The sequence below is a fragment of the Dictyobacter kobayashii genome (assembly GCF_003967555.1).
Taxonomy (GTDB): Bacteria; Chloroflexota; Ktedonobacteria; order Ktedonobacterales; family Ktedonobacteraceae; genus Dictyobacter; species Dictyobacter kobayashii.
The window spans coordinates 202,682-223,101 of the sequence record NZ_BIFS01000001.1; the positions used below are offsets into that span (position 1 = coordinate 202,682).

The 20,420-nt window shown below is 47.4% G+C and carries 17 protein-coding genes and 1 pseudogene; 7 read left to right on the forward strand and 11 right to left on the reverse strand.

What is annotated here, in order from left to right; genetic code table 11:
• Nucleotides 1-2: 2 nt before the first annotated feature.
• Genes EL645_RS43735 through EL645_RS00880 form a run of 3 tightly spaced genes read right to left on the reverse strand, consistent with a single transcriptional unit; the run spans nucleotide 3 to nucleotide 4,597 of the window.
• On the reverse strand, nucleotides 3-1,616 hold the full coding sequence (locus EL645_RS43735) for a DNA gyrase subunit A (protein ID WP_126548298.1): 1,614 nt from the start codon (nucleotides 1,614-1,616) through the stop codon (nucleotides 3-5).
• A gap of 32 nt (nucleotides 1,617-1,648) precedes the next feature.
• Entirely contained in the window at nucleotides 1,649-2,485 is an 837-nt protein-coding gene (locus tag EL645_RS43740) for a DNA gyrase subunit A (protein WP_161977004.1), read from the reverse strand.
• Nucleotides 2,486-2,500: 15 nt separating this feature from the next.
• Complete coding sequence (locus EL645_RS00880) at nucleotides 2,501-4,597, reverse strand: DNA gyrase/topoisomerase IV subunit B (RefSeq protein ID WP_126548300.1); 2,097 nt, start codon at nucleotides 4,595-4,597, stop codon at nucleotides 2,501-2,503.
• Nucleotides 4,598-5,283: 686 nt separating this feature from the next.
• Here EL645_RS00880 and EL645_RS46195 point away from each other — a divergent pair.
• Entirely contained in the window at nucleotides 5,284-6,045 is a 762-nt protein-coding gene (locus EL645_RS46195; RefSeq protein WP_126548301.1) for a hypothetical protein, read from the forward strand.
• Here the strand turns inward: EL645_RS46195 and EL645_RS00890 are convergent.
• A complete protein-coding gene (locus EL645_RS00890) occupies nucleotides 6,002-6,286 on the reverse strand; it encodes a J domain-containing protein (RefSeq protein WP_126548302.1) in 285 nt (94 codons plus the stop codon). The genes EL645_RS46195 and EL645_RS00890 overlap by 44 nt on opposite strands.
• A 270-nt stretch (nucleotides 6,287-6,556) precedes the next feature.
• Here EL645_RS00890 and EL645_RS00895 point away from each other — a divergent pair, with 270 nt between their 5' ends.
• Nucleotides 6,557-6,796 (forward strand): hypothetical protein, encoded by a 240-nt coding sequence (locus tag EL645_RS00895; RefSeq protein WP_126548303.1) that lies wholly within the window; start codon nucleotides 6,557-6,559, stop codon nucleotides 6,794-6,796.
• Nucleotides 6,765-7,793, forward strand: coding sequence for a YihY/virulence factor BrkB family protein (locus tag EL645_RS00900; RefSeq protein WP_126548304.1), 1,029 nt, complete (start codon nucleotides 6,765-6,767; stop codon nucleotides 7,791-7,793). The genes EL645_RS00895 and EL645_RS00900 overlap by 32 nt, the downstream gene beginning before the upstream one ends.
• Here the strand turns inward: EL645_RS00900 and EL645_RS00905 are convergent.
• Both EL645_RS00905 and EL645_RS00910 read right to left on the reverse strand, forming a co-directional pair.
• The gene (locus EL645_RS00905; RefSeq protein ID WP_161977005.1) at nucleotides 7,743-8,633 is read right to left on the reverse strand and encodes a DUF1464 family protein; all 891 of its coding nucleotides are present in this window, start codon (nucleotides 8,631-8,633) and stop codon (nucleotides 7,743-7,745) included. The two genes, EL645_RS00900 and EL645_RS00905, sit on opposite strands and share 51 nt — an antisense overlap.
• Before the next feature lie 95 nt (nucleotides 8,634-8,728).
• The gene (locus EL645_RS00910) at nucleotides 8,729-9,025 is read right to left on the reverse strand and encodes a hypothetical protein (RefSeq protein ID WP_136625149.1); all 297 of its coding nucleotides are present in this window, start codon (nucleotides 9,023-9,025) and stop codon (nucleotides 8,729-8,731) included.
• A 100-nt stretch (nucleotides 9,026-9,125) separates the two neighbouring features.
• Here EL645_RS00910 and EL645_RS00915 point away from each other — a divergent pair.
• Together EL645_RS00915 and EL645_RS45145 are read left to right on the forward strand one after the other, a co-directional pair.
• Nucleotides 9,126-11,504, forward strand: a pseudogene (locus EL645_RS00915) (GAF domain-containing protein); the annotation flags it as partial.
• Nucleotides 11,505-11,704: 200 nt separating this feature from the next.
• Nucleotides 11,705-12,025: a sensor histidine kinase gene (locus EL645_RS45145; protein ID WP_371865709.1), complete on the forward strand. Its 321-nt coding sequence runs from the start codon at nucleotides 11,705-11,707 to the stop codon at nucleotides 12,023-12,025.
• A gap of 40 nt (nucleotides 12,026-12,065) precedes the next feature.
• Here EL645_RS45145 and EL645_RS00925 read toward each other — a convergent pair whose 3' ends face one another.
• Nucleotides 12,066-13,409, reverse strand: a complete 1,344-nt coding sequence (locus tag EL645_RS00925) for an acyltransferase family protein (protein WP_161977007.1) — start codon at nucleotides 13,407-13,409, stop codon at nucleotides 12,066-12,068.
• A gap of 364 nt (nucleotides 13,410-13,773) precedes the next feature.
• Nucleotides 13,774-15,030 carry a hypothetical protein gene (locus EL645_RS00930; RefSeq protein ID WP_126548309.1) on the reverse strand — a complete coding sequence of 419 codons (1,257 nt, stop codon included), beginning with the start codon at nucleotides 15,028-15,030 and terminating at the stop codon, nucleotides 13,774-13,776.
• Nucleotides 15,031-15,271: 241 nt separating this feature from the next.
• On the opposite strand from EL645_RS00930, the gene EL645_RS00935 reads away from it, so the two are divergent.
• Nucleotides 15,272-15,706 carry an SRPBCC family protein gene (locus EL645_RS00935; protein WP_126548310.1) on the forward strand — a complete coding sequence of 145 codons (435 nt, stop codon included), beginning with the start codon at nucleotides 15,272-15,274 and terminating at the stop codon, nucleotides 15,704-15,706.
• Between the two features lie 95 nt (nucleotides 15,707-15,801).
• On the opposite strand, the gene EL645_RS00940 is transcribed toward EL645_RS00935, so the two are convergent.
• From EL645_RS00940 to EL645_RS00950, 3 genes are all read right to left on the reverse strand, one after another.
• The gene (locus EL645_RS00940; RefSeq protein WP_126548311.1) at nucleotides 15,802-16,266 is read right to left on the reverse strand and encodes an SRPBCC family protein; all 465 of its coding nucleotides are present in this window, start codon (nucleotides 16,264-16,266) and stop codon (nucleotides 15,802-15,804) included.
• Between the two features lie 125 nt (nucleotides 16,267-16,391).
• Nucleotides 16,392-17,594, reverse strand: a complete 1,203-nt coding sequence (locus tag EL645_RS00945; protein ID WP_161977008.1) for a class I SAM-dependent rRNA methyltransferase — start codon at nucleotides 17,592-17,594, stop codon at nucleotides 16,392-16,394.
• Between the two features lie 169 nt (nucleotides 17,595-17,763).
• Nucleotides 17,764-19,749 (reverse strand): glycoside hydrolase family 15 protein, encoded by a 1,986-nt coding sequence (locus EL645_RS00950; protein ID WP_126548313.1) that lies wholly within the window; start codon nucleotides 19,747-19,749, stop codon nucleotides 17,764-17,766.
• A gap of 355 nt (nucleotides 19,750-20,104) precedes the next feature.
• On the opposite strand from EL645_RS00950, the gene EL645_RS38970 reads away from it, so the two are divergent.
• Nucleotides 20,105-20,263: a hypothetical protein gene (locus EL645_RS38970; protein ID WP_161977009.1), complete on the forward strand. Its 159-nt coding sequence runs from the start codon at nucleotides 20,105-20,107 to the stop codon at nucleotides 20,261-20,263.
• Nucleotides 20,264-20,420 lie beyond the last annotated feature (157 nt).

Sequence of the window (20,420 nt, forward strand, 5' to 3'; positions counted from 1 at the left end):
AGCTATAGTTTAATAGCATTGAGAATGCGGCCAGCAGCGATCTCTTCGCCTTTATGTGCCCGCAAGAAGGTTTTGATATCAGAAGCCTTCATAAACACCGCTTGCTCGCTCTTACCATTGGCAACCGCGATCAGGAATGCATCATCTTCTTGCACTAGCATGGTTTGCAACACACGATCCTCATCAGCCAATTCAATGATGGGCGCACCTGCAGTTGCTCGTCCTTTCTGGACAAACTGGCTGAGTGGCACCTTTTTAGCCCAACCACCCTCAGTGAGAACTAACAGGCTGGTCACACTAAAGATATCGCGATCGGCTTCAATCGCCGGTTCACTATCCAGATAAGACGCGCTTACGACGACCCCGCCTTTGTTCAAGGATATGGCGGCAACACCCTGCCCTCCACGACCCTGACTGCGCAACTGCTCATCACTGAAACGTAAAGTCAGCGCATTATCAGTGGAGACAAAGTATTCTCCCCGGCCATATGAGATCAAGGCGGTCGCCACAGTATCACCATCGGATAACTTCATATCCTGGATACCATCAACATCCGTGGCTTTATATTCGCTGAGCGGGGATTTCTTCACTTTGCCATAAGTGCTAAAGGTGACCAGGTAACGATCCTCGTCATATGCATCCACTGGTAATACACTGACAACTTCTTCATCAGGGGCCAGTCGCAATAGATCACGGATCAATTCGCCCTTATTTGAGCGCGTTGTTACCGGGATGCGGTGGGTTGCAACCTGACACACACGGCCACTAGAGCAGATACACAACAGGTAATCCTGGGTCGTGGCAGCGGCTAGCTGGCGCAGCTGCTCATCTCCACGTACTGGTGTATATGTAGCATTGCCATTCTTACCTTTCGGCTTATAGGTCTCTACAGGCAATGCCTTCAAGGCATTGTTGCGTGTAAAGCCGATCAGCAATGGCTCTCGTTCATGCAAGCTCTCAACTTTTTCGATTGGCGTCAACACATGGCTATCAACGTCTATCACTGTGCGCCGCTCATCACTAAATTGTTTGATCAGCTGCTGCATCTCTTTTTTCAAAGCAGCAATCAAGATCTTACGGTCGGCGAGCAGGTGCTCCAAATCTTGAATGCGTACCTGGAGCTCTTCTCTTTCTCGAGCGTATTTGCTGCTATCCAGCCGGGTAACCTGGGCCAGGGTCATTGAAGCAATCACATCTGACTGTATGGTGGTAAGTTGATAGCGTGCTTCAATTTCTTTTCGCGCTGCCGCCCGGTCTTCAGCCTGTTGGAATATTCTAACGATCTGTTCTGCATTAGCGGCACCAATAACCAGGCCTTCTACGACGTGCAAACGTTCCTGAGCTTTGCGGAGATCATACTGTGAGCGGCGTGTTAACACATCAATCTGGTGCTCATTCCAATAGTTGAGCAATTCGACTACACCCACCTGCTTTGGCTGCCGTCCCGGCTGCATTGGCTCACCAAACAGGAAAACCATCTGGAAGGATAGCGCAATTTGCAGGTCTGTCTCTTTGAAGAGTTGCATCAGGGTCTGCGCGGCATCAGCATCTTTGCGCAGCTCCAATACGATGCGAGTACCCTTCTCGGTATCGCTCTCATCGCGTAAATCTGGCATTAAACCTTCGAGCTTGCGCGCATTGATCGCTTTTACAATCGAGGCCTTAACTTTATCACGACCAATGGGGGAATCTGGGTAACAATCAAAGCACGGCTACGAGGAGTCTCTTCCAGGCGTACATCCGCGCGTACAATAATGCGTCCCTTACCGTTGGTAAAATAATCCTTGATGCCATCGATACCGATAATGCGGCCGCCCTGAGCGAAATCCGGCCCCTGAATATAACCCATAATCTGTTCGACGGTCATATTCGGGCGATCTAACAGGGCAATACAGGCCCGCATGACTTCTCCCAGATTGTGTGGAGGAATATTGGTGGAAAGCCCAACCGCGATACCACTGGAGGGATTGACGATAGGCGGGATACGGCCGGGCAGGTAGTCTGGCTCCTGCACTTTAGGATCTTGTTTGTACGTGGGATGCAAAGGCACCGTGTCGCGTTCAATATCCGCCATCAAGGCTTCCGCCAGGGGCGAGAGCCGCATCTCTGTGTAACGATACGCGGCAGGATCATCCCCATCTTCACTGCCCATATTGCCCTGACCCTCGATTAAAGGATAGCGCAGGGTAAACGGCTGTGACATACGGGCGGCGGCCTCATATACAGAGACATCACCATGGGGATGATAATTGCCCAGGATAAGTCCAACCACTTCCGCGCTTTTGACAGTAGGCCGTGAGGAGAGATAACGGGCGCTAAGCATACCTGCCAGAATGCGCCGTTGTACAGGTTTAAGACCATCACGAGCATCAGGTAGGGCACGATCAGTGACTACCGAGAGTCCATATGTCGCAAAAGCCTGCGACATAATGACGGAAAAATCCTCGCGAATAATTCCAGTTCCTGAAGAATCTGTTTCTGTCATGTTACGAGCCATCTGTTATACGTCCAGTTCCTTAATTTTGCGGGAATGTTCGGCCAGGAAGGTGCGTCTGCGCTCCGCATTTTTGTCTTCCATCAGTTCCGCGACCAGCTTCGCTGCCAGAACACCATCTTCCATGGTGACACGCTTAAGCATGCGCCTAGCCGGATCTAGCGTGGTATCACGCAATTCTTTCGGGTTCATTTCACCCAGACCTTTGAAGCGCTTGAACTCCAGGTTCTGGGCATCGGGATGCAAGCGAATAAATTGTATGCGCGCCTCGTCATCCAGCAACCAGTGCACTTTGTTTTTGTATTTTACCGAATATAGCGGCGGACATGCGATATAAACATGCCCCGTCTCAATCAGGTCGCTAAATTCTTGATGGAATAAAGTTAAAAGCAGACACTGGATATGCAATCCATCGACGTCAGCATCGGTGGCAATGATGACACGATTAAACTTGAGTCGACTGAGATCGAACGTGTCGCGTGTACCGGTACCCAATACGTTGATAATGGTTCGGATTTCATCGTTCTCAACAATGCTTTTCAGATCAGCTTTAGCGACATTCAGCGGCTTTCCTTTGAGTTTTAGGACCGCCTGGAAATCTGAAAAACGCCCCTGTCCAGCACTACCACCAGCCGAATCGCCCTCAACGATAAAGAGTTCTGCGCGCGAAGGATCATTTGTGTTACAGCGCAGAAATTTCTTTGACAGGCTGGTATCGATCAGTTCGCCGTTCTTTTTGTTACCCGCGCGCGCCAATTCTTCAACCAATTGCGCTTCGTTGCGCGCCTTCTGCATTTGCTGGATTTTCTTCAGCCACTCTTTACCAGCACTGACGTTGGACTCAAACCAATCTTTCAGGCCTTCGTCTACAACGGAACGCACCATTCCTTCTACCGGCGCATTGTTCAGACGATCCTTGGTCTGGCCCTGAAATTGCGGGTTGGTCAGCTTAATCGAAATAACCACATTTAAGCCCTGCTGGATGACTTCGGGCCGAAAACCATCGCGCTCACGATTTCTGATAATGTTCCATTTGAGGGCATAGTCATTTACAACTTTGGTCAAAGCCGCTTTAAAACCAGTCTCGTGTACCCCACCATCGCGCGTTCTGACAGCATTTGCATAACTGTACATCGAGATTTTGTAACCAGTGGTTGGCTGCAAGGCAACCTCAACGCGCACCTCATCCTTCTCTTTCATGATGCTAATAACATGCTTGAACAGAGGTGTGCTGGTGGTCGTTGCCAGGTCACGTACATAATCGGGCAAACCATCACGCGAATAGAAAACGCGCTCAACCTGCTCGTTAGTGGCATCATCCCAGGCTTTGAGATGAAAGGTAACGCCCCGATTGAGATAGGTAGCCGCCTTTAGACGGCTCTCTAATGACTCTAGTGAGTAGTATACGTCTGGATCAAAAATAGAACTATCATATAACCAGCGCAACTGGGTACCATGTAGCTTAGGATCACACGGAGTGATCTGATGAGGCATGGCCGTTCCTCGGCTAAAGGTCTGGGAAAATTCCTGGCCGTCCTTCCAGATCGTTAATTCTAATTTTTCGGACAAAGCGTTGATAACTGTCGAGCCAACACCATGCAACCCACCCGCAGTTTTGTATGCCCCTTCGGCGAATTTACCTCCAGAGTGAGGTACGGTCAGAATCACTGTCGCGGCAGGCAGATATTCTCCCTGGTAGAGCATTGGATCAAAAGGCATACCACGCCCTTCATCTCGAACCGTTACCCACCCATCTTGATCAATCTGTACCCAAATATTCTTACCATACCCCGCTACCGCTTCGTCTACAGCATTGTCCAACGCTTCCCAGATCAGATGTATTAGACCAGAGGTAGACGTAGAACCTATATACATTCCTGGGCGATGTCGGATGGCAGCAATACCTTCAAGTACCTGGATATCTGCCGATGAATAAGTTGTTGCACTCTTTTTTGTGCGTGTCGCTTGCTTTGTTTCTAATTTATTTGAAATCATGTCTTCGCTATGTTCACCTGTTCTCCTCGTGGCAAAAAGAGAGAGTTGCTCATGCTTGGCATCCGACTCATCTTGCGTAGGAGGGAGTGCATTGGGGGAACGAAACATCTACCCTTATACCTCTCTTCAGAATGCTTTGATTGCTTATTCAGCATACAGCCTTCATTCCTGAAAGTCAAGACAGAATTCGACCAAAAGTTCTAACCCCTCTGAAAGATTTGAGCATTTGTTCTTAAAACAGTTTGTATGGCTCTATTCTTGTCTTCAAAAATGAAAGTGGAAATACTTTCGCGATCCTTGCTATTTTTCCGTTACAGATACTTCTTTTTAGACGCATATACACAGGAAATTATCCTGTTGATTAAACTTTTGAGCTATTCATCCTTCCCTGATACCAAGATTATTTTTCTTTCGCTATCAATTCTAATTACTGTTAATTCTCTTATACTATCTCACTGCCAGTGAAGATTTTCAAGTAGGAAGGATGGGATAAGCAATAGTGCTATTCATTGACAGATTTATGAGCTATTGCTACTTCAGATCCACCTTGCAGGCATCTATCAGGAGTTTCAGCAACTGGATGCAGCACTGGAACATTATAAAGCTACTTTACAAATGATCAAGAGTCATACCCCTTTGGGCTATATAATAGAGACGCGCTGAAGAGTAGTATTATGATAACCACAAGAATAACCTCAGCACACAGACAGACGACATAGCAGCCAATTAAGTGCTATAGTATTATACATTAGTTTGTTCTTACTACTATATTCTGGGAGCAAGGGGGTCAACCGATGAAACCCATCGTTGGTCAATATGAATGTATACATAGTTCTGGGGTTGGCTTGGATTACTTTACCTCTCGCATTGATCGACTCGTGCTGCAATCAAATGGCCGCTTTGTTCTAACAACACAAAATCGAAGCCGAGCAGCTAACGCCGCCCAATCCTTGATAAAAGGACAACAAGTCTCATCAGCGGCTCCAGAAACCCGCATGGAAGGGTCATATACACAACAAGATTTGTTGGTATACCTGCAATTCGATCAAGGTGGTAGCGAACAAGCCCATATTACTCCTGATGAGGCGGGTATACAGATCGGCCCAAATTACTTCACCAAAGTGTCGGATTCTACCATGCTGCCACCCACACATAGGCTGCAAAAAGATATGGATGATATCGCCAAGGGCCTAAAAATCGCCAGCACACTGGGGGGCATGGCCGTCAAAGCCGCTAAAACCATTCAGGGGACCATACAATCAGTACAGGAATCCAGTAGCCAGCAGAACGCGACGCCGACAGGATCTCCACAGCCATCAGGGCCTCCACAGGCCACCCTGGACCGGCAGCCACTCCCTATCAGCCACCCATGCAACAACCCACCGTCAGTTCAGCTTCTACACCAGCAAATAGCCGGCCTGAAGCTATCTTCTGCGATCAATGTGGGGCACGGTGCCGTCCAGGTAAACGTTTCTGCAATAGCTGTGGAGCACGCCTGGTATAATACGCAGCTTACCTGGCATGCTCCTTCATCAAACATTCATAGGCGGCAATAATACGTTGCATCTCTTTGGGATCTCCACCACAATCAGGATGATGGCGTTTGGCCAGTTTGCGATAGCGTCGTTTAATCTGTTCTGGGGTTGCATTCGCCGGTAATCCTAGAACAGCCAGAGCCTGCTGGCGTAGTAAGATAGGCCGGGCGGGATTCGCATTGCTCTGCCAGAAAGTACGTACGCCAATCCGAACTGCATCCCATAATAAAAAGACAAACGATCTGGGTTGTTGTGAGCTCATTCTCTTCTTTTCTACTTAATTGGATAGATATAACTGATACGTATATCTATACTATACGCTATTCTTCTTCACAATGAAACGCATATCTGGCATCGCCCGTAAAATACATATCAGGAATAGAAGTTCTAGGTTACCAGGTTTTCAAAATACCTGACTAGAGGGCGTATGATATGATGCCACAACTGCCTATTTCTGCAGTCTTGATATGTACTCATACTGGTATTTTTTTCTAAAAAGATCTTAAAACCAGCGGTCTAAAGAGGTGTTGTCATGGCAAGTGAAACCCATACATCAGATAGCTCACTAAAATCAAAAACGACGAGTTTGTTCTCTGCTGCTAAAAAAGATGGAAAACCTTTACAACAATTTTTCCGTAAATTTAGTAACGATTGGGCAATGACCTTTTCAGGTGCCCTCGCTTATAGCTTGCTAACAGCTATGCTCCCAATTGCAATTGCCCTGGTAGCTATTCTGGGATTTGTTCTGGCTGCGATTCCAGGCACAACATAGCACCAATATACTCGATGCGATAGGAGGCATACCAGGACTGGATTCAGCACAGAAAGACTTGATCCAAAGCGTAACAAAGCGTCTCACCCAATCAGCTGGTTTTCTGGCTATTGTGGCGGTTATTCTGGCGGTTTTTGGCGGCTCCCGACTCTTTGTGGCAATTGAGGGATGTATGGATATCGTCTATCGCGTTCGACCCCGGCCTTTCTTAAAACAAAATGGGATCGCGATTGGAATGATGTTGATCTTCACTATACTCATCCCCATTATGGTCTTTGCTGCCACGCTTCCTTCGGTACTATTAAACATTGTTGGCAATAATCCCGCCCTGAAGGCCATTCCATTTCTGTCTGCTCTGGCCAATAATGCGATAACGGTTCAGATCGCAGGCTACGCTGGAGGCTTGATCGCAGCATTCTTGCTGTTTGAGGCAATCTATGTGTTTGTGCCTAATCAGAAGATCAATCCCCGCAATAGCTGGCAAGGAGCCATTGCCGCTGCCGTCCTGCTGGAAATTTTCATTGCCTTATTCCCCCTTTATACCTCCCATTTTCTGGGAAGTTATCAGGGCCAGATTGGCTTCGCGGTAGTGCTGCTGGTTTTCTTCTACTACTTCGCGGTTATCCTGATGCTGGGAGCTGAGGTCAATGCGTTCTTCTTTGAGCATGTTCAGCCCTTACCCAATGATCTGGCTACCTTCGTGAGCACAATGGGTGGCAAACTGAATCGAGATCGTCCCGACGCAGAGTCGCCAACCCATGTCGATTCCGAACCAACCGACCGTGCCGACTATGCCCACGTTGCTGATACACGCGTGAAAGAAGAGAGAAATCAGCAGAAAAATCAACTAAAGCAGCAAAAAATTGTGCATCAGCACCAGGAACCGTCTAAAACTAAAGAGAGCTCAGCGGGAAAGCTGCCGACCACATTAAGCGTTGTGGCTGGATCAGTGCTCGCGCTGGTCATTGAAACATTCCGCATGCGCCATAGCAAATAGCTGTTGAACTACTTCCGCGGCCAGACCGGGCCGACTCAAGCCATGCGCCAGGATAGCGGCCCCCTGGGCGGCTTCGAATCCAATGAGCTCGGTCTCGCTTTGCGGATAGTGAAAAAATTGATAGTGATCAGCAAAATATTCGATTATCATTTCTTTACGAGAGGCTGCTGGCTGCTGCGTATGCTCTAGCACAACGATGTCTTCGCTGTGATGGATCGCCAGCATGGCTGCCAGTTCTCTCGTCAATTGTTCAAATAGCGCTTGCGACACGAGCTCTTCCCTGGCCTGACTATTCTCTTCAACCTCCCCTGCTTCAGAGAAAACCCTCCACTCACCTACGCCATCTATTAATTGTCCATTTTTGATCACTGCTAACCGATAGGCGTTATTTAATAATTCTAAATGATGGAATGTGAGCTCTGACCATGGAGCATCTTGCTTTCTCATTTGATAGAGTAGCGACGCAATACGGCAGAGGGTAGCCGATGAGCCAAAGTCGGCACGCAACAAGCGCCGATGGGCGGCAATAGTAGGCAGATATCTAATCGAGGGCAATATATAGCTCTGTGGAGAAAGAGAGGGTAAGAGAGAAAGAAAATCTTTATACGCAGGTGCTATTTTCCATTGATCCACAGGCCGGTTGTCGAGAGAAACAAGCTCAGTTTCACCTGGGATTGCAACAGCGATACTTACAACTAAATAAGAGGCACAAGCCCGTTGAAGATAGGTTTGCAACGCAATAGGATCCTGGAAGTGCCGCCACTCTAACAGAGCATCATCCTCAGTAAGACAAATTTTCGCGCCTGTATCTGTATAATCGATACCGATATAAATAGCCATGAAGTCTCCTTGTTTTTTGCTGCTCAACCAATCACCTCTCCACTCGCCACCAGCTAACATTTCAAGCCCCAAATAGGGATATCGAGTGGCTTGTATTATAGCATGCAGCAAACAGCAATCTTCTTATCGAATGTCAGACGCCCATCGCCACCGCGCTCTTCGATACGATCTCCTGCGCCTGAGGAGCTCATACAAAATTTCTTCTCGGGCGCGGCAGCGGCCGCCCGCCCGGGAGCGACACGCTTCCCATAAAAAGAGGCAGCTGACCACAAGCCAGCACTGGCGCTTATACACTTTACACACATCACTACATCAGGCAGCGCGAAATCTCTTTGATAGCATTGGCGCGTTTCTTGACGCGAAGTAGATGAATCTGCTACACTTTGACTCAACAAGAAAAAACCTCGTACAGCCATGGTTTGCAACGGTGCTGGCAATAAGAATTCTCTGTACATATGCATCCAAAGCATTTCTCATAAGAGGTCAATATATATGCGAAGTGAAAGTCCATTATCCACTAACAGCCAGGAACATAACCGCCTGCGCAAAGCATTGCGTGAAAGTGAACTTTTACGAGAGTTGTCGGAGTTGCTGGCCTCTTCTTTGGATCCAACGCGTATCCTACAGGTGCTTGTAAGACGTGCAACAGAGGTCTGTGATGTTTCTCGCTGCGCAGTCTGGCTCCTGGATGATACCTGCACTCAATTCCTCCCTTCAGCCTATCATATGTCAACCCAGAACCTTAAAAGCAAAGTTTTTCAGGCCGCTGACCGGGTCTGGCACCACAGCTCGATCGCCTTTAATAATCCTGTTATCCAACAACTACTTCAAGCACAAGGCCTGCTTTCACTCAAGGATCTCTCGGCTGAAGTTACGCTCCTGCCTCTGGCCGAAAAGTTTTTTGTGCGCTCGATACTGCTGGTAGCACTTATCCGAGAAGATCGGCCTGTTGGGATGATGTCGCTGGATAATCCTGGAAAATGTACAGAATTTACCGATGACCAGTTGCAGTTGGCACGTGCCATCGGTCAGCAAGCGGCTGTCGCTATTGATAATGCACGGCTCTATCAAGAAGCTCAAATAGAACGTCGACGTGCAGAACGACTGATTGAAAGGGCACAATCTATTTATCAGGTAGCGATGACGGTAAACTCCAGCGATAAGCTCTCCGAGGTGCTGGATATTGCTGCTGAACACCTGGCCAGGGGCCTCCATACAGACCAGGCCGCCATCGCTTTAATAGAGGCCGATCAACTCAAACTTGTCAATCAGCATATGCTTCCACTTGCATCTAGCACTCCATCCTCAAAGCTGACAGCATTTTCAAATTGCTGCCAGACAATCAAGCAACAAACACCGATGTTTATTTATCATGAGCAATTGACGCACGAAGAGCTAAGCTGGTTTAATTATTTAGGCATGGGAAACATCTTAATTATTCCTCTCTTAGTAGGGGGAACGCACTACCAGACATCCCAAGAACTGGAACAACAACCGTGCCCCAAAAAACATTGCGTTGGGTTTGCCTTTGTCGATTATCACCATCATTCTAAACCACCATCATCTGGATATATTGCCTTCGCGCAGGATATTGCCGCTCATTGTGCGCTGGCTATTGAAAAGGCATATCACTTAGCTGAGGCGCAACGGGCGGAAGCCCTGGCCAATGAACGGGCCAATACATTAAATGCAGTGTTTAATGCGATGACTGAAGGGCTGATTGTGTGCGATGCACAGGGCAAAGTAATGCTCAGTAATGAAAATGCTGCATACTTCCTTGGACTAAAGCATAAGTCAAAAAAACAACTGGCCACATACCTCCAGCATCATCCTCTACACACCCTGGCAGGTCAACCACTGGCGCCAGAACAATTTCCACTCACGCGTGCATTGCGAGGTGAGCGTATCCGAGGTGAGCGTTACCTGGATAAAGCAGGCGATGGTAGTGAACAGGCAATTGAAGTCAACATTGAGCCGTTGCTCGATAATGAACAGAAAAAAATTGGTATCGTGAGCGCGTTCCGCGATATTACTGAACAGGTCAGAGTTGAGCGCCGCATTCGCCGCGCACTGGATACAATGCTGCATGCAGCCGAAGCCGTTTCCGGCGTTACCAATATCAAAGAGATCCTTTATCGTGTGCTCGCTATGACGCTCACCGCGCTGAATTGTGAGCGCGGCGTAGTCCAGATCTACCAGGATGAGCAACAAAGCTTTTTGCCACTGCTATCGATTGGCTTTACAGAAGATGAAGTAAAGGTCTGGTTGAGCGAACAGGCAAACTGGTTCGCCCCAGACGGCAATCAATCCCCTGGCCTGCATGAACAGTTGAAAGAGGGCCATGCCACGCTGATCAATGAGGAGCAGCTCGATAAACACTCAACACTCGTCAAACATACGCTGGTGCTGGCTACCCCGATCACTCATAACAAGCATCTACTGGGAATGATGCTGCTCGATCGCTCAACCCACTATAAGACGCCAGCTCATCAAACACCTCGCGCTACCCGTCCTCTGCCTGTGCTAGAATTCAATGCCTGGGATATGGCAGTAATTGAAGGAATCGCTCAGTTTGCTGGTCTGGCCATTGAGCAGACCCACTGGCAACAGGAAGCAGAGATCGCGCGCATCAATGAAGCAACCATGCGCGAGTCCAATGAGCTAAAAGATGAGTTCCTGGCTATCACTGCCCATGAGTTTCGTACACCACTGACCATTATCCTGGCCCATAGTCAGATGATGTCACGCCTGCTCGGTCGCGCCGTTGAGGTGGCACCAGAATTGAAAGAGCGGCTCAATGAGAGCATTTCTTACATTGAGGAACAAACACGTCAATTAACCAATATTGTTAATACCTTTTTGGAGGTGACGCGGCTCAATCGTGGGCAGATCGAGCTCAATCCAGAAGAGATAGATATGGCCGAGCTCATCAAAGAGCTGGTACTCAACCACAGTGCGACTTCAACTATTCACGAAATCAGTTATACCATCAAGAAAGCTCATCGAGCCTATATCGTAAAGGGGATCGCGCACGCTTACAGCAAATTTTTGTTAATCTGCTGCAGAATGCGATCAAATATAGTCCACAGGGTGGCCCTATTACGATTACGATGGCACAACGCCGCACTGATAATAAATACTCCTCAATTGAGATTGCGATCGCTGATCACGGTATTGGAGTTCCTCTGCAGGCACAACAACATCTTTTTGAGCGTTTTTATCGTGCCCCTAATATCGGCAATAGCCAGGCTCGTGGAGTCGGCCTTGGCCTCTATGTAGTTGCGGAATTTCTACGCCTGCATAGCGGCTCGATCGAGGTAGCAAGTAGCGGCATCGAAGGTGAGGGCAGTTGTTTTACGGTTAGACTACCACTGCTCGAAAAAAATCGCTAAACAATATCCACACGGCAACAATTTAACGCCATAAGACAGATCATATCTTTTCTTTGGGTTGCAGCCCACTAACAGTCGCGGCGGGAATGGCTTCACGACCCTCGGCTGCTGAAATAGCGGCAACTTCGACCTTTTGCTGAGGACGTTCAATGAGTCTGCACAGTTTTTCTCCCAGGCGGATACCCGGTAACTCTACCCAGCGATAGAGAGTAATTGCCAGCGGAATAGTTGTTATACCCACCCAGAAAGCATACACAACATATTGGGCAACTGGACTCCAGCCCATATACTGAAAATGAGGCAGCAGGCTGGCTTGAAAGTAGAGGACGAATGGATCGTGCCACATGTATAAGCTGAAAGAAATAAAGCCTATCCAGCGCAGGGGAGCCCACTCAAATGGACGCTGAAGCTGACGCGAGCCGTGCAAGATGGCAAATAAGAAGAAACCATAGGCGAGCGAAAAACCGTCTTGCATAAAGATGTCCCGGTAGCTTTCTAGAAAAACCTGATAAGGATCAAGAAAGTGCAAAGAAAGATGGATCATGTATATAGCATAATAATGCCAGATGTTAAATATAAACAGCAGGGCCAATCCAAAAGTTAAAAGCAATGGACAGAAGCGCGAGATACGAAACCTCATCTGTTCAGCTTCTGGCGCATGATGAAGATATATATACAACATACACACAAACATACCAATGGCAAAAGATTCAAAAAACTTGCTCACGGTACCAAAAATATAAGGTCTGAGCACCTGCAGCAGTGCATGCGGAATGAAAGCATCCAATTGATTAGTATCTGCTAGTTTGAAGCCCCAGTAGCGGGTTATCACCCCCCAGGCAAACATCATTAGCAAACAAAAACTCAATTTAAGCATGCGAAAACGAAGAGATCCCCAACGCACCAGGCGGCCCATTAGCCAGGCCAGCAGGGGTAACAGGAGATAAAACTGAAATTCGATAGCCAGGGTCCAGAAAGGAGGATTAAGCTGCTGATAGGTCGCAGGAAGATCCATACGAAAAGTCAGAAAAAGCAAAATCTTGTCCCAATAAGCTGGTTGCAAATAATCGGGGTTGAGATAAAAAAGCATCAAGAAAAGCGCGACATAATAGGCAGGCAGAATACGGAAGACACGACGTATATAAAAACGCCGCAACGAGGGCCAATCGCTATCAAATAACATTGATTTAGCATAAGGCAAAAAGAGAAGGAAACCAGAAAGCAGAAAAAAGAGGAGTACGCCCGTCTCACCAATCAAGGCCAGAGAACTTATCATAGCACCAAAATCACCAAAAAACGGATGCCAGACGTGGCCAATATAGGACCAAAGATTCAGATGAAAACTGACCACTCCCAGACATGCCAGGGCGCGTACTCCATCCAAGGCATAAATTGTTTTTTTCTGCTTCCCGTCCTCAAGCGAATACGTTACAGCCTCGCTCCACTTTTGTATTTTATTTTGTATTTTGCAAACATAATCGTTTGTAAGCGCTCCTAATGTTTCCTTCCCTATCCGCATCACCACTTCACCCTTTTATCATTTTATTAAATTTTTGCTTTACCTATATTGTAAAGCACATGAAAAATTTTTCGACTGGCTTGCAATTGTTAAAGGATGAGAGATAAACATTGGAATTCCCAGGAAAGAAAGTCATGCGACCCACACAGCCAATAAAAAAGGGGTTAGCTCTACTACTAACCCCACCCATGCTACTATATCCCCACCTTATCTATCCAGGCGCAACATCTTAAAAGAGCTCGCCAAGCAACACAATATAGTTAAACGAGGTTTTTATCGAAGTCGGTGCAGTTAGATGCACAGTAAATCCTACTTGCGGCTGCAAAGAGATATATTGCACCACTACAGGACCCGGATTAGAAGTAAGCGTGACCAATACCACACTGGCGCCAGTTACATACAAGTTTGAAACAGTCGCATCTCTCTGCCCACACTCAAAAAATCCTGATCCTGACAGAGTTCCCTGTGCAGATCGCTCCAGCACACCTTTGAAAATCTCTGGTCGTGCTTCTTCTTTTTCAGCGACCACTTCTGGAAGAGGCTGACTACTAGCGTGTCGCTCTTCTCTTTTGGTATTCACTGTGGGAAGGTGCATACTGGTTGAACCCGCCTCCTCGCGTCGTGGAGAGAGCACAGAAAGATGTATTCCCGTTGTGTTCGCATCTCCTCGTTTAACCAGATCAGCCTGTTCTCGTTCCTCAGCTAATCTATCACTTTCCCTACTATTGGATGCCCACGCCTTATTCTTATGGGACGCAGGATTAGGAACAACTTCTAAACGAATTTTTGTAGTTCTACCCGCCAGGCGTTGCCGACTACTCTGCTCCTTCGGAGAGGTTGAGGGCCCTTTCGGATCCTTTGGTATTGGACCAGTCATTGTTGAGGCAGTGCAGACTTCTATATCTGCAATTGAAGCCAGGGCAGAAGCCTTCATACCTGTAGTGACTGACTGAGTATAACCGAACTCAGTTTGTTCCAGAGAAGAGGCCTCCGCCATTTGAGCAGGGCCATTAAAGGCAACAAAAGACGATGTTAAACGCTGCGCAAAACGCATCAGTATGTTCGTATTTTGTGTTGTGGTATTGGGCTTCCTCTCCCCCACCTCACCAGAAGGAACAACAGCGTATGAGCCAGCATCAGCAAAAGAATTATCTTCAGAACGAACGGCCTCTATCACTCTAGATTGTAGGCGCAGGCGCGGCGGAACAAGCGATGGCTCACGTACAGACTGCGTAAAGCTTGTCATTCCATGCTCATCGACCTCTGCCCAACCTAATTCGTCTGAAGAAGCATCCCCCAATGTTTCTTCAACAGAAACAGAGAGGCCTTGACGCTCCCGTGCTACACGAGATAGCCATGTTTGCTGATTTTGTTCATCATGTTCTTCATTCAAAATCATCACAGCTCCCGATATACAACCACTTTTTAGACATATGATACATGTTGAGATACACAGAGGCAGTATAGCATAAAAATGTTTATTCACCGCTATCCATAGCACATTTGCCTCATTATTGTTAATTCACTTGTAATATAACTATGTCCTAAAGGTAGGAGGAGCAAGCTAGGAAATTTGGCATATTTACATCTTCCTACTTGAAAGTATTTAGAGAAAACGCTACAATAGTGCCTGATCGCATAGATCGACACGAACGTATATAAACCGTTCGTCCAAACTGACGTGGTGGGACGCCATATTTCAAAAAAAGAGGAAGGATTTTTCCTACATGAAGCTCAGCGGAACACATAAATTTAAAGCAAGCAGCGTTCAAGTTTTCAATGCAATTCTCAATCCTGAGGTGCTGAAAGCAAGTATCCCAGGTGCTAATAGCGTTAGCTATGAGAACCCTAACACACTCTATGTTGAGGTTACCACCTCCCTGCCTGGCCTGCGCGGACCATATGGACTCAATCTCAATATCGTACGCCGTCAGGATCCTAGCTATCTCGAACTACAGCTCCTGCGCCAGGGTAAGGGTGGCTCAATCAACGCAGTCGCTCAGATCAGCCTGGTTGATGAGGCCGACGGCGCTCTGCTTACCTACAATGCCAATGCCGAGCTCGAAGGTCTGGTAGCAACCGTAAACAATCCCCTTGGCCAGGGTATTGTGAAGAATTCTCTCAGCAGCTTCTTCAAAAACCTGGAAAAAAATATCGGCTAAGACCCGTTGTAAGCATAACTTACACAAAAAACAGGCAGCGTATTTGCGCAACAATTGTTGTACAGATACGCTGCCTGTTTTTTGTGTAAGTTATGCTAATTACTGCTATTTGTTTCCTGTGGGGCTTGCAGGTTAGTCTTTAAGCACGCGAAAAATTGCTCTGTAAGCTTTTCGGCGGTGCTATTCATTAGACGTGCCCCCACACTGGCCAGCGTGCCGCCCACCATAACATGGGCCTGCCAGTCCATCTGTGTCTGAGCAGCATCCAAAGAGGTAAGGTTCATACTACCAGATAAGTCTACGGTACTTCCAGGGGCTTTACCGCGAGCTTTAACCACCATCTTTTCAGGCTCAATCATCTCTGGCCGGGTTACATCCAGATTAAACTTTGCCTTCACAGGACCAACACCAACCGAAATCAGAGCTTTCCAGTGCTCGGGTTCTACTACTTCCAGACTCTGGAAACCAGGAGCGCAGGCAGCAACTTTGTTGACATCCAAAAGATACGCCCAGACTTTCTCAATTGGGACGTTGATCGTTTGCGAACCGGAAAATTCCATATCGAACAACTACCTTTCAACCAGGATATATCACCATTTTATTATCTAATGATGGATATCGACATAGATATTCATCATATCACAGACTGACTCATTGACCAGCAGACGGTACAAGCAGGCTCTTCCTACTGCACACGACAAAAAATGGATTTTAAATATGCCGTCTCTGGCATGGCAATATGAATGGGGTGGTCTACCCCATGCGTATAAGACTCAAGCAACTGGACTGAACGCTGGAGACGCTGGGCGCTGAGCGATACTGACCCTAACAAATCATCCATTCCAACCACCCCTGAACATGAGCAGGTCAAAAGGATACCGCCTGGCTTTAATACTTGCATGCCAAGCATATTAAGCCTGCGATAGGCCTTGAGCGCCTGTGTACGAGCCCCCTGTGACTTGGCAAAGGCTGGTGGGTCTAACACCACTACATCAAATAGCTCGCCCTGGCTGTGCGCTTCTTCTAGATAATCAAAGACATCAGCAACAACGAATTGGTGGGCTGAGGTGTCTAATCCATTCATCTCAAAAATCTGGCGCGCAGCATCTATAGCGGGTGCCGAGATATCTACACTTGTCACCTGGGCAGGTGGCTTATTCAGGGCTGCATAGACGGAAAAGCCGCCAGTATAGCTAAAGCAATTGAGCACACGCTTTCCACGCGTATATTTACGCAGCGCTTCACGCTTATCACGCTGGTCTAGAAAAAAACCGGTTTTCTGACCTTGCCAGAAATCGATGAAGAAAGAGACACCATTTTCACGCACCTGCACTTGCTCAGGCACTTCCCCAGCAGCGATAGTGGGCTCCTCAATCTGTAACCCTTCTCTCCGACGCGATTGACCATCATTGCGCAATAGTATCCCTCTGGCACCAGTCTCTTGCATCAGAGCCTCTATGACCAGTGGACGCAACTGCTCCATGCCCGCAGTGTGAATCTGGGCAACCAGAATATCAGCATAGCGATCTACCACCAATCCTGGCAAACCATCTCCTTCTGAGTTAATCAGGCGATAGGCATTTGTTTGTTCGGGATCAAAAACCTCTCGTAGCGCTACCGCACTGTGGATGCGCCGCCGCAAAAATTCAAGATCAATATCTTCCTCAAAATCATGTGTTAAAATACGGACGGCGATATCGGTGTTGGCATTATAATATCCGCGCGCGACAAACTTGCCAGTCGCCGATTTTATATCCAATACACCCCCGTTCTCAACCCAACGCGGAGGTTGCTGGAGAGCGCCAGAGAAGATCCAGAGATGTCCATTAAGCAAGCTCTCGTCACGATGCGGTTTCAAACTCGCACCAGGATAATGAATAGCAGACACTAGACCACGTACTCCTTCAAACATAACTTATATATACAATTTGGATATACAATCTGGCCCATTATCGCATAGAAGGACAGGAACATCCAAACAAACTGAGGGACGCTTTTATTAGCGTCCCTCGGTTAAAAAAATGAATGATTGCGAGAATAATAAAGATGCTCTGAGCTTACTGCTTTTGTAAACGAATAGCAGCGATAAGTGGATCAGTGTGATGTTCCGCCATACGAATTTCAGCTTTTCTTAAATTGTTCGCACTATTAATAAGGGCTATATGGGTAAAGGCCTGTGGATAATTCCCTAATGCAGCATTGTTTTCTGAATCAATTTCTTCTGAGAACAATCCCAGGCGTCCGGCATAAGTCAATAAACGCTCAAACAGGGAGCGAGCTTCAGCTATACGTCCTTGCATCGCCAGGTTATCTACTAACCAGAATGTACAAATGGCAAAGGTTCCTTCGGAGCCATCCAACCCGTCATCAGCATGATAGCGATAGACAAAGCCGTGCTCGTCCGTGAGTTGCTCGATCGTGCGATCAACCGTCGAACGCATACGTGGGTCATCTGGCGCAATAAAACCAACCAGGGGCAGTAAGAGATTGGACGCATCTAAGGTTGCATCCCCATAAGACTGTGTAAAAGCGCCCAGGTTCGTATCATAACCATTCATCAGAATATCAGCTCTGATCTGGTCACGCACAGCAATCCAACGCGGCAGGTCGGCCTCCAGATTCATTTGCTCGGCAGCACGAATACCACGGTCCAGGGCTACCCAGCACATGACTTTTGAATAGACGAAATGACGTAATCCACCACGCACTTCCCAGATGCCACTATCGGATTCTTGCCAGTGAGCACAGACATGATCTACCAGCATACGCATCATTGACCACAGAGGGCCCTCTAGCGTCTCACCATAGCGTTCAAAACAACCCTGGCGTCTGTAGAGATGGATGCAATCCAGCACTTCACCAAAGACATCCATTTGTTTTTGTTCAGCGGCACCATTCCCGATACGTACAGGACTGGAGTTACAATAACCACTTAAATGGTGTAATTCAAATTCAGTTAAATCGCGTTCACCGCGAATACCATACATAATTTGCAGATCTTCACCGTTTGCGTAAGAGAGGCGACGCAACCAATGGGTAAAGGCGCGTGCTTCTTCAGTGAAGCCCAGCACATTGAAAGCATAAAGGGTAAAGGTAGCATCGCGTAACCAGGTAAAGCGATAATCCCAGTTACGTACACCACCCAGGTGCTCCGGCAAGGATGTGGTGGGAGCGGCAACAATGGCTCCGGTTGGAGCATAGGTCATCAGCTTCAAAGCCAGCGCGCTGCGCTCGACCCATTCGGCATAAGGACCCTGGTAGCTGCTTCCTGCAATCCATTTGCGCCAGGCATGAAGGGTATGAGCCAGCTCAGCATCAAAGTTACGCGTTGGTAGTTCTTCTTCTACCAGTCGTCTGGCAGATTGAGCTGTACGCCCCATACCAACGGCGAATAACAGACGCTCACCCTCACGCAGTGTCACCTGAGCTACAATTGTGGCATAAGCCTCATTATTTTCTTGCACTACTTGCATGGAATAAGATGGCAATAAGTGAGCTCCAACAATCGCCAGAGCAACATGTTGCCGACCACTGGAGATAAAGGCACCCAGCTGTTCAGGTATCAGCTCAACATCGCAGGGATCAGCTGCGTAATTGGGGCTAACCTTCAACCTCATAGTAACTGACATTTCTCCGTGTACACATTCAACTATGCGCACCAGACAATGACAAGAACCATCTTCGCGAGTCCAGGTGTTATTGTTCATAGCCCTATAAGGCCATGCGCTCAGTGTTTCAACTGGCATGAAGTCTGTAAGGACTATTTCTCCTGCGATACTGGCAAAACGTGTTTGCAACACGTTACTTCCACGCAGATAACGCTGTGAGCCTGGAATGGTCCCTTCCGTGGGAGCAATCTGGAAGTAACCTCCACGCTCAGCATCTAACAAACGACAAAAGATGGCCGGGCTATCAAAGTCCGGTAGACATCCCCAGTCTACCGACCCGTCTGGCGATACAAGTACCGCCGAATGGCAGTCACCGATGACGCCATACGAATTAATCGGCAGATATGTGCGATTGAGTTCGTTCTTCCCAACCATTACACAACACTTCTCTCTTTATAAAAATTTGCTATAACGACAGCCTTAGAAAACTATTAAAGCTTCCTTAAAAAATCCTTAGGAGCGTTAGGAGCCTTATACCAAAGAAAAACGCAATAGCACATGGAATGGTAACAGGATTTCTAAAGATTTTCTTTTTTTAATCTTTTAGCTTCTAAAGGCGCTCACAGAGGCACATTATATATCCAATAATCGAAGTTCTTGCTGCTTCCTATGGACAGAGATAGCCCATATATGCTACCTTACTTTTAGCAGGTTCCACTGTTGGCGCCTACTGAAAAGCTGAACTATCTATGCTATAGACAGCTACTTTTAGTATAAAGGGCAGGCATATATGCAAGCACTCCAACAAGTGATGCGACACCCAGCGGGTAGAATTGGGATCACCCTTGGTCTGGCACTCGGCTTCATAGCCACCTTGATGGGCGAAGCAAGTAAAGCCTTACTGTTCGCAGGACTATGTCGCTTGATCGCGGGCAAAATGAAGCGGTAAGTTTAGCGTCATGAGAGGCTCTCGATGATGCTTGTAGTGCTTCAGCTTTCTCGTTTTCCTTAATATCCATGGTCCACAACAATAACAGCAGCGCTGGTATATATATAACCAGCGCTGTCTTTCTCTGACACTATAACATATTCATCAAGGCGAATCA

What these genes read in the sequence shown, in the direction of transcription:
- EL645_RS43735 (WP_126548298.1), bottom strand. Translation starts at nt 1,616, where the DNA reads ATGCCAGATTTACGCGATGAGAGCGATACCGAGAAGGGTACTCGCATC.
- EL645_RS43740 (WP_161977004.1), bottom strand. Translation starts at nt 2,485, where the DNA reads ATGACAGAAACAGATTCTTCAGGAACTGGAATTATTCGCGAGGATTTT.
- EL645_RS00880 (WP_126548300.1), bottom strand. Translation starts at nt 4,597, where the DNA reads ATGTTTCGTTCCCCCAATGCACTCCCTCCTACGCAAGATGAGTCGGAT.
- EL645_RS46195 (WP_126548301.1), top strand. Translation starts at nt 5,284, where the DNA reads ATGAAACCCATCGTTGGTCAATATGAATGTATACATAGTTCTGGGGTT.
- EL645_RS00890 (WP_126548302.1), bottom strand. Translation starts at nt 6,286, where the DNA reads ATGAGCTCACAACAACCCAGATCGTTTGTCTTTTTATTATGGGATGCA.
- EL645_RS00895 (WP_126548303.1), top strand. Translation starts at nt 6,557, where the DNA reads ATGGCAAGTGAAACCCATACATCAGATAGCTCACTAAAATCAAAAACG.
- EL645_RS00905 (WP_161977005.1), bottom strand. Translation starts at nt 8,633, where the DNA reads ATGGCTATTTATATCGGTATCGATTATACAGATACAGGCGCGAAAATT.
- EL645_RS00935 (WP_126548310.1), top strand. Translation starts at nt 15,272, where the DNA reads ATGAAGCTCAGCGGAACACATAAATTTAAAGCAAGCAGCGTTCAAGTT.
- EL645_RS00940 (WP_126548311.1), bottom strand. Translation starts at nt 16,266, where the DNA reads ATGGAATTTTCCGGTTCGCAAACGATCAACGTCCCAATTGAGAAAGTC.
- EL645_RS00950 (WP_126548313.1), bottom strand. Translation starts at nt 19,749, where the DNA reads ATGGTTGGGAAGAACGAACTCAATCGCACATATCTGCCGATTAATTCG.
- EL645_RS38970 (WP_161977009.1), top strand. Translation starts at nt 20,105, where the DNA reads ATGCAAGCACTCCAACAAGTGATGCGACACCCAGCGGGTAGAATTGGG.